Raw genomic sequence first — 12,575 nt, forward strand, 5'->3', positions numbered from 1 at the left:
CGATCATGGCAGAACTGACCACGTTGGCCCGACCTTATGCCAAGGCGGCTTTCGAATACGCCCAGGCCCACCAGCAGCTGGCCTCTTGGTCAGCCATGCTCGGCCTGGCAGCGGCGGTGTCTCAGGACGCCACCCTGCAGCGCGTGTTCAAGGCCCCGCGTTTGACGAGTACAGACAAGGCCACCACCTTCGTCGAGGTGTGTGGTGACAAGTTCGACGCCCAGGTGCGCAATTTCATCCACGTAGTCGCAGAGAATGATCGTCTGGCCCTGTTGCCGGAAATCTTCGAACTGTTCGAGCTGTACAAGGCCGAGCAGGAGAAGTCGATCGACGTGGACGTTACCAGTGCCTTTGCATTGAGCGATGAACAGCAAGACAAACTCGCCAAGGTTCTCAGTGCACGGCTCGGCCGGGAAGTGCGCCTGCACGCTGCGGAGGACTCCACCTTGATTGGTGGCGTCGTAATCCGCGCCGGCGACCTGGTTATCGATGGCTCAGTTCGCGGCAAAATCGCGAAGCTGGCCGAAGCATTGAAATCTTGAGTTTGAAGGGGCAGCAGAGCTATGCAGCAACTCAATCCTTCCGAAATTAGTGAAATCATCAAGGGACGTATCGAGAAACTCGACGTCTCTTCCCAAGCCCGCAACGAAGGCACCGTCGTCAGCGTGTCTGACGGTATCGTGCGCATTCACGGTCTCGCCGACGTCATGTACGGCGAAATGATCGAGTTCCCGGGCGGCGTCTACGGTATGGCACTGAACCTGGAGCAAGACTCCGTCGGTGCCGTTGTGCTGGGTGCCTATACCACCCTCGCCGAAGGCATGAGCGCCAAGTGCACCGGCCGCATCCTGGAAGTCCCGGTTGGTCCGGAACTGCTGGGTCGCGTCGTCGACGCACTGGGCAACCCGATCGATGGCAAAGGCCCGATCAACGCTCAGGCTACCGATGCAGTGGAAAAAGTCGCACCGGGCGTGATCTGGCGTAAGTCGGTCGACCAGCCGGTGCAAACCGGCTACAAATCGGTCGATGCCATGATCCCGGTAGGCCGTGGCCAGCGTGAGCTGATCATCGGTGACCGTCAGATCGGTAAGACTGCCCTGGCAGTCGACGCCATCATCAACCAGAAGAAGAGCGGCATCTTCTGCGTCTACGTTGCCATCGGTCAAAAGCAGTCGACCATCGCCAACGTGGTTCGCAAACTGGAAGAGTCCGGCGCCCTGGCCAACACCATCGTGGTGGCTGCCTCGGCTTCCGAATCCGCTGCGCTGCAGTTCCTGGCTCCTTACGCCGGCTGCACCATGGGCGAATACTTCCGTGACCGCGGTGAAGACGCGCTGATCGTTTATGACGATCTGTCCAAGCAAGCAGTGGCTTACCGCCAGATTTCCCTGCTGCTGCGCCGTCCGCCAGGCCGTGAAGCCTACCCGGGCGACGTGTTCTATCTCCACAGCCGTCTGCTGGAGCGCGCATCGCGCGTTTCCGAAGAGTACGTCGAGAAGTTCACCAATGGCGCCGTGACGGGCAAGACCGGTTCTTTGACCGCTCTGCCGATCATCGAAACCCAGGCTGGCGACGTTTCCGCGTTCGTTCCGACCAACGTGATTTCGATCACCGATGGTCAGATCTTCCTGGAATCGGCCATGTTCAACTCGGGTATCCGTCCGGCCGTCAACGCCGGTATCTCGGTATCCCGTGTGGGTGGTGCTGCGCAGACCAAGATCATCAAGAAGCTCTCCGGTGGTATCCGTACCGCTCTGGCTCAGTACCGTGAACTGGCGGCATTCGCCCAGTTCGCCTCTGACCTGGACGAAGCCACCCGCAAGCAGCTTGAGCACGGCCAGCGCGTCACCGAGCTGATGAAGCAGAAGCAGTACGCACCGATGTCCATCGCGGACATGGCGCTGTCGCTGTATGCCGCTGAGCGTGGTTTCCTGACCGACATCGAAGTCGCCAAGATCATCAGCTTCGAACAGGCTCTGATCGCCTTCTTCAACCGTGATCACGCCGATCTGATGGCGAAGATCAACGAGAAGGGTGACTTCAATGACGACATCGATGGCCAGCTGAAAGCCGGTATCGAGAAGTTCAAAGCCACCCAAACCTGGTAAGCCGCAGCGGGCGCCCATCGGCGCCCGCCTGCTAACCCGATAGGTGTGAAATGGCAGGCGCAAAAGAGATTCGCAGCAAGATTGCGAGCATCAAAAGCACGCAGAAGATCACCAGCGCCATGGAAAAGGTGGCGGTCAGCAAGATGCGCAAGGCACAACAGCGCATGTCAGCTAGCCGTCCCTACGCGGAGCGTATCCGCCAGGTAATTGGTCATTTGGCCAACGCCAACCCGGAATACCATCATCCCTTCATGATCGAACGCGAAGTCAAGCGCGTCGGTTATGTGGTGGTGAGTTCGGACCGTGGTCTGTGCGGTGGCTTGAATACCAACCTGTTCAAGGCTTTGGTCAAGGACATGTCGGCAAACCGCGAGCGCGGCGTGGAGATCGATCTCTGCGTGGTTGGCAGCAAGGGCGCGGCATTCTTCCGCAACTTTGGTGGCAACGTCGTCGCTGCGATCAGCCACCTCGGCGAAGAACCGTCGATCAATGATCTGATCGGTAGCGTCAAGGTGATGCTCGATGCTTACCTGGAAGGGCGCATCGACCGATTGTCCGTGGTTTCCAACAAGTTCATCAACACCATGACCCAGAAGCCGACCGTGGAGCAGTTGATTCCACTGGTTGCCGACTCGGATCAGGAGCTGAAGCACCACTGGGATTACCTGTACGAACCCGACGCCAAGCAGCTGCTTGACGGGCTGATGGTGCGCTACGTGGAGTCGCAGGTGTACCAGGCAGTGGTCGAGAACAACGCAGCCGAACAGGCCGCGCGGATGATCGCGATGAAGAATGCCACCGACAACGCTGGCGACATCATCAAAGACCTGCAGTTGGTTTACAACAAGGCTCGTCAGGCAGCGATCACCCAGGAAATTTCGGAAATCGTCGGCGGCGCTGCCGCGGTTTAACGGTTCAACCGTCTAGAACGGTTGAACAAGTCAGAGGAATCAAAGATGAGTAGCGGACGTATCGTTCAAATCATCGGCGCCGTCATCGACGTGGAATTCCCGCGTGACAAGGTGCCGAGTGTTTATGAAGCGCTGAAAGTAGTCGGCGCCGAAACCACTCTGGAAGTCCAGCAGCAGCTGGGCGACGGCGTGGTACGTACCATTGCGATGGGTTCGACCGAAGGCCTGAAACGTGGTCTGGACGTCGACAGCACTGGCGCAGGCATCCAGGTACCGGTCGGGGTGAAAACCCTGGGCCGCATCATGGACGTACTGGGCAACCCGATCGACGAAGCGGGCCCGATTGGCGAAGAAGAGCGTTGGGGCATTCACCGTCCTGCGCCGACCTATGCCGAACAGGCTGGCTCCAACGAGCTGCTGGAAACCGGCATCAAGGTCATCGACCTGGTCTGCCCGTTCGCCAAGGGCGGTAAAGTCGGTCTGTTCGGTGGTGCCGGTGTAGGCAAGACCGTAAACATGATGGAACTGATCCGTAACATCGCCATCGAGCACAGCGGTTATTCCGTGTTCGCCGGTGTGGGTGAGCGTACTCGTGAGGGTAACGACTTCTACCACGAGATGAAGGATTCCAACGTTCTCGACAAGGTAGCGCTGGTCTACGGTCAGATGAACGAGCCACCAGGCAACCGTCTGCGCGTAGCACTGACCGGCCTGACGATGGCCGAGAAGTTCCGTGACGAAGGCCGTGATGTTCTGTTCTTCGTGGACAACATCTACCGCTACACCCTGGCCGGTACCGAAGTATCCGCACTGCTCGGCCGTATGCCGTCCGCCGTGGGTTATCAGCCGACCCTGGCCGAAGAAATGGGCGTTCTGCAAGAGCGTATCACTTCGACCAAGACCGGTTCGATCACCTCGATCCAGGCCGTCTACGTACCTGCGGACGACCTGACCGACCCGAGCCCGGCGACCACCTTCGCCCACTTGGACGCCACCGTCGTACTGTCCCGTGACATCGCCTCCCTGGGTATCTACCCGGCGGTCGATCCACTGGACTCGACCTCGCGCCAGCTGGACCCGAACGTGATCGGCCAGGAGCACTACGACACCGCTCGCGGCGTTCAGTACGTGCTGCAGCGCTACAAAGAGCTGAAGGACATCATCGCGATCCTCGGCATGGACGAACTGTCGGAAGAAGACAAGCAGCTGGTATCCCGTGCTCGTAAGATCCAGCGCTTCCTGTCCCAGCCGTTCTTCGTGGCCGAAGTCTTCACCGGTTCGCCAGGCAAGTACGTTTCCCTGAAGGACACCATCGCTGGTTTCAGCGGCATCCTCAAAGGTGAGTACGATCACCTGCCGGAGCAGGCGTTCTACATGGTCGGCGGCATCGAAGAAGCCATCGAGAAAGCGAAGAAACTGTAATCACCCGTGCGCCCGGCAACGGGCGCTTACGTGAGGCTAGATATGGCTATGACAGTCCATTGCGACATCGTCAGCGCAGAAGGCGAGATCTTCTCCGGTCTGGTCGAAATGGTGATCGCCCACGGCAACCTGGGCGATCTGGGGATTTCCCCAGGCCACGCGCCGCTGATCACCGACCTCAAGCCGGGCCCGATTCGTCTGGTCAAGCAGGGTGGCGACACCGAGGTGTTCTACATCTCTGGTGGCTTCCTCGAAGTGCAGCCGAGCATGGTCAAGGTACTTGCCGATACCGTGCAACGTGCTGCCGACCTCGACGAAGCCTCTGCTCAGGAAGCCGTCAAGGCTGCCGAGAAAGCACTGAGCGAGCAAGGTTCCGAGTTCGACTACGGTTCTGCCGCTGCTCGTCTGGCCGAGGCTGCAGCTCAGCTGCGCACCGTCCAGCAAATGCGCAAGAAGTTCGGCGGTAGCTGATACCACTGGGCTTCATCGTTGCTTGGTAAAAGGGTAGCCTTGGCTACCCTTTTGCTTTTCTGCCGTTTTATTTCCCGTACGACTCGTGCGTCGGGATTGCCAAGGAATCGCCCGCCATGTCCCTCGATATCGTCATCCTCGCCGCCGGCCAAGGCACCCGCATGCGCTCCGCGCTGCCAAAGGTACTGCACCCGGTAGCCGGGAAATCCATGCTCGGTCACGTCATCGACACCGCCCGCACGCTGCAGCCACAGAGCGTTCAGGTAGTGATCGGCCATGGCGCCGAAAAGGTACGCGAGCGACTGGCGGCCGACGACCTGAATTTCGTCATCCAGGCCGAGCAGCTCGGCACCGGCCACGCGGTGGCTCAGGCGCTGCCGCAGCTCAGCGCCGATACCGTGCTGATCCTCTATGGCGACGTGCCGCTGATCGAGGCCGCGACCCTGCAGCGCCTGCTGGCCCTGGTCAACGTAGGCCAGCTGGGCCTGCTCACCGTCGAGCTGGCCGACCCGACCGGCTATGGGCGCATCGTTCGTGACCAGCAGGGCGTGGTCCAGGCCATCGTCGAGCACAAGGACGCCAGCGACGCCCAGCGGCAGATCCGTGAAGGCAATACCGGCATTCTCGCCGTACCGGGCAAGCGCCTGGCCGACTGGCTGGGGCGGCTGTCCAACAGCAATGCCCAGGGTGAGTACTACCTTACCGACGTGATCGCCATGGCGGTGGCCGACGGCCTGGTGGTGGCCACCGAACGCGCGGCTGACGAGATGGAAGTGCTGGGCGCCAATGACCGCATCCAGCTGGCGCAGCTCGAGCGCCACTATCAGTACCGTGCCGCGCGCCGCTTGATGGCGCAGGGCGTGACCCTGATCGACCCGGCGCGCTTCGATGTGAGGGGTGAGGTCAGCGTGGGCCGCGACGTGACCATCGACGTCAATGTGATCCTCGAAGGCCGCGTGGTCATCGAAGATGACGTGCAGATCGGCCCCAACTGCGTGATCAAGGACAGCACCCTGCGCAAGGGTACGATCGTCAAGGCCAACAGCCACCTGGAAGGCGCCGAAATGGGTGAGGGGGCCGATTGCGGTCCGTTCGCCCGTCTGCGCCCCGGCAGCGTGCTGGGCACCAAGGCTCATGTGGGTAACTTCGTGGAGTTGAAGAATGCCGTGCTGGGTGAGGGTGCCAAGGCCGGCCACCTGAGCTACCTGGGCGATGCCGAAATTGGCGCGCGCACCAATATCGGTGCCGGCACCATCACCTGTAACTACGACGGTGCCAACAAGCACCGTACGGTGATGGGAGAAGACGTCTTCGTAGGTTCCAACAGTGCATTGGTGGCCCCGGTTACCCTGGCGGACGGTGTCACCACGGCCGCCGGCTCGGTTATCACCAGCGATGTGCCAGCCCAGAATCTCGCCGTCGCCCGCGGTCGTCAGCGCAATATCGAAGGTTGGCAGCGCCCGACCAAGAAGCAGAAATAAGCCAGTATTCACAGCTGTCGAGCACATCACAGCACGTTGTGGATAAGTTTTGGCCGTATTGCAGCTTGACGCAAACGCTTCATTAGGTTTTGATTCGCGCCATTATCTTTCGAATCGAAACTTAGGTATGTCGAAACGCAACACACCGCAACGCCGCCACACCATTCTTGCCCTGCTCGCCGAGCAGGGCGAGGTGAGTGTGGATGCGTTGGCCAGGCGTTTCGCCACGTCGGAGGTGACCATTCGCAAAGACCTGGCCGCGCTGGAGACCAACGGCTTGTTGCTGCGCCGTTATGGCGGCGCGGTGCCGCTGCCGCAGGAGCTGATCGTCGACAGCGTGCAGCCGATCTCCCGCTACAAGCAGGCCATCGCCCGCGCCGGTGTCGCGCGGATTCGCGAGCACGCGCGAATCATCATCGACAGCGGCACCACCACCGCCGCAATGATTCCCGAGCTGGGCCACAAGCCTGGGCTGGTGGTGATGACCAACTCGTTGAACGTGGCCAACGCCCTGCGCGACATCGAGCACGAGCCGGTGCTGCTGATGACCGGCGGCACCTGGGACCCGCATTCCGATTCCTTCCAGGGCCAGGTCGCCGAGCAGGTGCTGCGCTCCTATGATTTCGACCAGCTGTTCATCGGCGCCGACGGCATCGACCTGCAGCGCGGCACAACCACCTTCAATGAATTGCTGGGCCTGTCGCGGGTGATGGCCGAAGTGGCCCGTGAGGTGATCGTCATGGTCGAGAGCGACAAGATCGGACGGCGCATCCCCAACCTGGAGCTGCCCTGGAGCAGCGTGCATACCCTGATTACCGACGAGCGCCTCGCTGACGAGGCGCGTGAACAACTCTTGGCCCGCGGGATTCAGTTGATCTGCGCGGTTGCTGACGCTACCTGAGGAAAACGCTATGTGTGGCATCGTAGGCGCCATTGCCGAACGTAATATCACCGCTGTGCTGGTAGAGGGCCTCAAGCGCCTCGAGTACCGCGGCTACGACAGTGCCGGCGTAGCGCTGGTCGACGACCTGGGCACGTTGCAGCGGCGCCGTCGCGTCGGCAAGGTCAGTGAGCTGGAAAGCGCGCTGAACAGCGAGCCCCTTCCAGGCCGGTTGGGCATCGCGCACACCCGCTGGGCCACCCACGGCGTGCCGACCGAAAACAACGCCCACCCGCATTTCTCCGCTGACCAATTGGCTGTCGTGCACAACGGCATCATCGAAAACCACGGCCCGTTGCGCGAGCGTCTGCAGGGGCTGGGTTACCACTTCAGCTCCGATACCGACACCGAAGTCATCGTGCACCTGCTCGATCACACCCTGAAAACCCAAAGCGACCTCGCTGACGCGCTAAAGGCGGTGGCCAAGCAGTTGCAGGGCGCCTATGGCCTGGCGGTGATCAGCGCTGCCAATCCTGATCGCCTGCTCGCCGCCCGCAGTGGCAGTCCGCTGGTGGTGGGGCTCGGCCTGGGCGAGAACTTCCTTGCTTCCGACCAGCTGGCCCTGCGCCAGGTCACCGATCGCTTCATGTACCTGGAAGAAGGCGACATCGCCGAGATCGGGCGCGACAGCGTGCAGATCTGGGATGCCAGCGGCAACGAGGTGCAGCGTGAAGTGGTGCAATACCACGAAGGCGCCGATGCTGCCGACAAGGGCGCGTTCCGCCATTTCATGCTCAAGGAAATCCACGAACAGCCCACCGTCGTGCAGCGCACCCTGGAAGGCCGTCTGGGTAGCGATCATGTGCTGGTGCAGGCGTTCGGCCCTCAGGCTGCCGATCTGTTCGCCAAGGTGCGCAACGTGCAGATCGTCGCCTGCGGCACCAGCTACCACGCCGGCATGGTCGCCCGTTACTGGCTCGAAGGTCTGGCGGGCATTCCCTGCCAGGTCGAAGTGGCCAGCGAGTTCCGCTATCGCCGCGTGGCGGTGCAGCCGGATACCCTGTTCGTCAGCATCTCCCAGTCCGGCGAAACGGCCGATACCCTGGCCGCGCTGCGCAATGCCAAAGCCGACGGCGGCTACCTGGCCAGCCTGGCGATCTGCAACGTCGGCATCAGCTCCTTGGTGCGCGAATCCGACCTGACCCTGCTGACCCACGCCGGCCCCGAGATCGGTGTGGCGTCCACCAAGGCCTTCACCACTCAACTGGTCGGCCTGATGCTCCTGACCCTGGCTCTTGGCCAGGTCAAAGGCACCCTGGAGGATGGCGTCGCGGCCGAGTTGGTCGAGGAGCTGCGTCGTCTGCCAGCTCGCCTGGACGAAGCGCTGGCCATGGACAAGATCGTCGAGAAGGTCTCCGAGCTGTTCGCCGAGAAGCACCACACCCTGTTCCTGGGCCGTGGCGCTCAGTACCCGGTGGCGATGGAAGGCGCGCTCAAGCTCAAGGAAATCTCCTATATCCACGCTGAAGCCTACCCCGCCGGTGAGCTGAAGCACGGCCCGTTGGCCCTGGTGGACGCCGACATGCCGGTGGTCACCATTGCGCCGAACAACGAGCTGCTCGACAAGCTCAAGTCCAACCTGCAGGTGGTGCGTGCCCGTGGCGGGGAGCTGCTGGTATTCGCTGACGAGCAGGCGGCGATGAGTAACGGCGAGGGCACTCACGTGGTGAACATGCCGCACATCCACGACGCCCTGGCACCGATCCTCTACACCCTGCCGCTGCAGCTGCTGTCGTACCACGTGGCCGTGCTGCGCGGCACCGACGTCGACCAGCCGCGTAACCTGGCTAAAAGCGTAACGGTCGAGTAATGGGTAAACGGGCTACGCTCGCTCAACTCGGGCCGATTGAGCAGTTGCGCGCAGGCAAGCTGATGCACCGCCTCGTGCAACTGGTGGTCGGCCTGGCCTTCTTCGGCGTTTCCACGGCGCTGATGATTCGCGGCAATCTCGGCCTGTCGCCATGGGACTCGCTGCATGTGGGCCTGGCCAAACTGCTGCCTGTCAGTTTTGGCTGGATCGTGGTCGGCGTTTCATTTCTGGTGCTGCTGCTGTGGATTCCGCTGCGGGAAATGCCCGGTATCGGCACCATTGCCAACGCATTGATCATTGGCGCTGTGGCTGACCTCAGCTTGCAGGTATTGGTTGCGCCGGATGCTTTCGTCTGGCGCCTGCTGTTCACCCTTGGCGGGGTGCTGTTGTGCGGGCTGGGTTCCGCCCTGTACATCGGTGCCCAGCTCGGGCGTGGCCCGCGGGACGGGCTGATGACCGGCTTGCACCGGGTGACCGGCTATTCGCTGCGCTCCATGCGCACCGCCATAGAGCTGAGCGTGCTACTGATCGGACTCCTGCTCGCCGGTTCGGCTGTCCTGGGCGTAGGCACCCTGTTATTCGCCCTGGGTATCGGACCGCTGACCCAGTTGATGCTGCCCTGGGCGATGATCACGCTCGAAACGGATGGATAACACCAGCAGGCCGTGCTCGCCGCGCATCAGGGGGGCGGCAACTCGTCTGGCCGTAGCGTGAGCACCCTTACGCCGTCCCCGGTGACCGCTACGGTGTGTTCGAACTGCGCCGACAGCTGGCCATCACGGGTTACGACGGTCCAGCCATCGCGTTCGGTACGCACCCCAGGCTGGCCTTGGTTAATCATCGGTTCGATGGTAAAGGTCATCCCTTCGCGCAGCGTCAGGCCGGTTTTCGCCTTACCCCAATGCAGCACTTCCGGTGCCTCGTGCATTTCCTTGCCGATGCCGTGGCCGCAGTATTCGCGCACCACCGAGTAGCCATGGGCGCGGGCGTGCTGCTCGATGGCGTAGCCGATGTCGCCAAGGCGACCCCCAGGGCGCACGGCTCTGATGCCTTTCCACAGCGCTTGGTAGGTGACAGCGGCCAGCTGCCGGGCCTGTGGAGAAACGTCGCCGATCAGGTAGGTTTTGCTGGAGTCGGCGATGTAGCCATTCTTCTCCAGGGTGATGTCGAAGTTGACCAGATCGCCATTTTGCAAAATGTCCCCAGCGCTGGGTACGCCATGGCACACCACCTGATTGCGCGACGAATTGAGGGCGTAGGCATAGCCGTACTGCCCCTTGCTGGCCGGGCGTGCCTTGAGGTCATGGACGATGAAGTTATCCACAAGGTCGTTGACCTGCATCGTCGACATGCCGAGCAGGTCGAGGCTGTCCAGATGGCTGAAGACGGCTGCCAGCAAACGACCGGATTCGGCCATCAACTCGATTTCACGAGCAGTCTTGATCACGATGCATTCGCCAGTTTGGACGGTACGACGACTCCGGCCGCCTGCAACTCGGCGGCCATTACCTGCTGGAAACTGAGGGTCGGGTTCATTTCGCAAAGCATGCCGATGCGTATCCAGAAACCAGCCTGCGCATTGATCGAGCGACACGCCACATTGCTCGCTCGGCGGATCTGGTCATGCAGTTCGTCATCGATGTTGACGATGCCCATTGTCGAGTTCCTTATATGAAACGTATATGAATCATATAGTAATTGAGGATGATTTACCGCAGCGCCTGTCGGATGAATATTGTAATGGGAACGATTCGCGATTATGGTGCGCGCGGTTGCCGTGCTCATGCGTGGCGTTTTTCACGCTTGTCGGCTGAGGCGTGCCATGTCGCTCCCCGAAACGGATGCTGTCGTTCCCCTCGACGTGCTGTATGGCGCGCACAGCGGCTGGCTGCAGGGCTGGTTGCGACGTTCGCTTGGCTGTTCCCAGCAGGCGGCGGATCTGGCTCAGGACACCTTCGTGCGCCTGCTGGTGCGCGGCAAGCCGGTCACGGACCGCGCGCCACGGGCACTTCTGGCGCGCATCGCTCGCGGCCTGGTGATTGATCACTGGCGCCGCGATGCGCTGGAGCGTGCCTACCTCGAGGCATTGGCGCAGGTGCCCGAAGCCCTTCACCCTTCGCCCGAAGTGCGCCACGAAGCGCTGCAGTGCCTGGAGCGTATCGCGCAATTGCTCGACGGCCTCAAGCCTGCGGTACGCGAAGCGTTTCTGCTCTATCAACTGGCTGGCTTGAGCCACGCGCACGTGGCCCAGCAACTGGGCGTCTCCAGTCGTACGGTGGAGCGCCATGTGGCGAGCGCCATGCTGCACTGCTACCGACTGTGCTTCGAGGGTGGATCGTGAGTGCAGCCGAGCGAGTACCCAAGGCCATCGTCTGCGCGGCCATCGAATGGCAGATGCGCCTGCGCGCCAATGCCGGAAATGCCGAAGTGGATCGCCAACTGCAGGACTGGCTGCGCCGCGACGCACGTCATCAGTTGGCCTGGCAGCGCCTGCAGCAGATGGGCGGGATGTTCCAGGCCAGCCAGTTGCCGGATGCCGCGCAGACCATTCCGCTGCTCAAGCGCGCCGAAGCCGACCTGGGCCGGCGGCGCACCCTGAAGCTGCTCGGTTCCGGCCTGGTGGCGGGGGGCGCGACGGTGTTGCTGACGCAGACCTCGCCCACGTGGCGGGCCGACTTCGCCACTGCGACGGGGGAACGCCGCCGCGTCAGCCTGGGTGCGTCTGTCGAGGTGGTGCTCAACACCGGCAGTGCCCTGGACGTAGCGGGGCATACGTTGATCCTGCGCGGTGGCGAAGCACTGATCGAGGGCGCTGACTGGCAGGCACGTTGCCGTTTCGCTACGTGTCAGGGGCGCGATGCCGACGTACTGCTGCGCGAGCATGACGATCACAGCGAAATTCGCGTACAGCGCGGCGAGGTGCTGGTGTCCACCGCGAGCGGCCAAAGGCGAATGGAGGGCGGCGACGGGGTTGGAGTGTCCGCGACCGGCACCACCGCCCTCGGCAAAGGAGCTATCGACCCCTTCGCCTGGGCACGTGGCCTGCTGGTGGTCAGCGATATTCGCCTGGGCGATTTCCTCGCCGAAGCGGGGCGCTACCGGCAGGGTTGGCTGGGCTGTGATGCCGCCGTTGCCGACCTGCCTCTTTCCGGTGTTTTCCGCCTGGACGAGCCGGAGGTGATGTTGCGCAACATCACCCACTTGCTGCCGGTGAGGATCGTCGAGCGTACGCGCTGGTGGGTACGGGTGATGCCGGTGGCGTAAGCCTGCACGAAATCGATGGCTGCTTGAAGGCGAGAGCGGCCTTTCGGTGATTCATTGTCGGAACGGGCCATGCCCGTGATTATTCACGGGCACGGCCCGTTCCCACAGTCGTAGAGTGGACGACGCCTCACTTACGCGGCCCGACCCGTCCACCGATCGCAATGGTGG

Annotated in this window: 13 protein-coding genes; 11 read left to right on the plus strand and 2 right to left on the minus strand. The window is 62.1% G+C overall.

Going from position 1 to position 12,575, the window contains the following annotated elements:
- Positions 1–5: 5 nt before the first annotated feature.
- The 9 genes from ACZ0AV_RS14300 (at position 6) to yczE (ending at position 9,796) form a co-directional block, all read left to right on the plus strand.
- A complete protein-coding gene (locus tag ACZ0AV_RS14300; protein ID WP_499151643.1) occupies positions 6–542 on the plus strand; it encodes a F0F1 ATP synthase subunit delta in 537 nt (178 codons plus the stop codon).
- Between the two features lie 21 nt (positions 543–563).
- Positions 564–2,108 (plus strand): F0F1 ATP synthase subunit alpha, encoded by a 1,545-nt coding sequence (atpA, locus tag ACZ0AV_RS14305; protein ID WP_465911686.1) that lies wholly within the window; start codon positions 564–566, stop codon positions 2,106–2,108.
- A gap of 50 nt (positions 2,109–2,158) precedes the next feature.
- A complete protein-coding gene (gene atpG, locus ACZ0AV_RS14310; RefSeq protein WP_499151644.1) occupies positions 2,159–3,019 on the plus strand; it encodes a F0F1 ATP synthase subunit gamma in 861 nt (286 codons plus the stop codon).
- Between the two features lie 45 nt (positions 3,020–3,064).
- The gene (gene atpD / locus ACZ0AV_RS14315) at positions 3,065–4,441 is read left to right on the plus strand and encodes a F0F1 ATP synthase subunit beta (RefSeq protein ID WP_073263617.1); all 1,377 of its coding nucleotides are present in this window, start codon (positions 3,065–3,067) and stop codon (positions 4,439–4,441) included.
- Positions 4,442–4,483: 42 nt separating this feature from the next.
- On the plus strand, positions 4,484–4,912 hold the full coding sequence (locus ACZ0AV_RS14320) for a F0F1 ATP synthase subunit epsilon (RefSeq protein WP_070882398.1): 429 nt from the start codon (positions 4,484–4,486) through the stop codon (positions 4,910–4,912).
- Between the two features lie 116 nt (positions 4,913–5,028).
- Positions 5,029–6,393, plus strand: a complete 1,365-nt coding sequence (gene glmU / locus ACZ0AV_RS14325) for a bifunctional UDP-N-acetylglucosamine diphosphorylase/glucosamine-1-phosphate N-acetyltransferase GlmU (RefSeq protein WP_499151645.1) — start codon at positions 5,029–5,031, stop codon at positions 6,391–6,393.
- A 127-nt stretch (positions 6,394–6,520) separates the two neighbouring features.
- Positions 6,521–7,294 carry a DeoR/GlpR family DNA-binding transcription regulator gene (locus ACZ0AV_RS14330; RefSeq protein WP_499151646.1) on the plus strand — a complete coding sequence of 258 codons (774 nt, stop codon included), beginning with the start codon at positions 6,521–6,523 and terminating at the stop codon, positions 7,292–7,294.
- Between the two features lie 10 nt (positions 7,295–7,304).
- Entirely contained in the window at positions 7,305–9,143 is a 1,839-nt protein-coding gene (gene glmS, locus ACZ0AV_RS14335; RefSeq protein ID WP_499151647.1) for a glutamine--fructose-6-phosphate transaminase (isomerizing), read from the plus strand.
- Positions 9,144–9,205: 62 nt separating this feature from the next.
- A complete protein-coding gene (gene yczE, locus ACZ0AV_RS14340) occupies positions 9,206–9,796 on the plus strand; it encodes a membrane protein YczE (protein WP_499151648.1) in 591 nt (196 codons plus the stop codon).
- A gap of 26 nt (positions 9,797–9,822) precedes the next feature.
- On the opposite strand, the gene map is transcribed toward yczE, so the two are convergent.
- Together map and ACZ0AV_RS14350 are read right to left on the minus strand one after the other, a co-directional pair.
- Positions 9,823–10,560, minus strand: a complete 738-nt coding sequence (map, locus tag ACZ0AV_RS14345; RefSeq protein ID WP_499153368.1) for a type I methionyl aminopeptidase — start codon at positions 10,558–10,560, stop codon at positions 9,823–9,825.
- A gap of 26 nt (positions 10,561–10,586) precedes the next feature.
- Positions 10,587–10,799: a ParD-like family protein gene (locus tag ACZ0AV_RS14350; RefSeq protein WP_499151649.1), complete on the minus strand. Its 213-nt coding sequence runs from the start codon at positions 10,797–10,799 to the stop codon at positions 10,587–10,589.
- 166 nt (positions 10,800–10,965) lie between these two features.
- Here ACZ0AV_RS14350 and ACZ0AV_RS14355 point away from each other — a divergent pair, with 166 nt between their 5' ends.
- Together ACZ0AV_RS14355 and ACZ0AV_RS14360 are read left to right on the plus strand one after the other, a co-directional pair.
- Positions 10,966–11,484, plus strand: coding sequence for a sigma-70 family RNA polymerase sigma factor (locus ACZ0AV_RS14355; protein WP_499151650.1), 519 nt, complete (start codon positions 10,966–10,968; stop codon positions 11,482–11,484).
- The gene (locus tag ACZ0AV_RS14360; protein WP_499151651.1) at positions 11,481–12,407 is read left to right on the plus strand and encodes a DUF4880 domain-containing protein; all 927 of its coding nucleotides are present in this window, start codon (positions 11,481–11,483) and stop codon (positions 12,405–12,407) included. The genes ACZ0AV_RS14355 and ACZ0AV_RS14360 overlap by 4 nt, the downstream gene beginning before the upstream one ends.
- Positions 12,408–12,575: the final 168 nt, after the last annotated feature.

This window comes from Pseudomonas sp. AC532 (assembly GCF_979258965.1).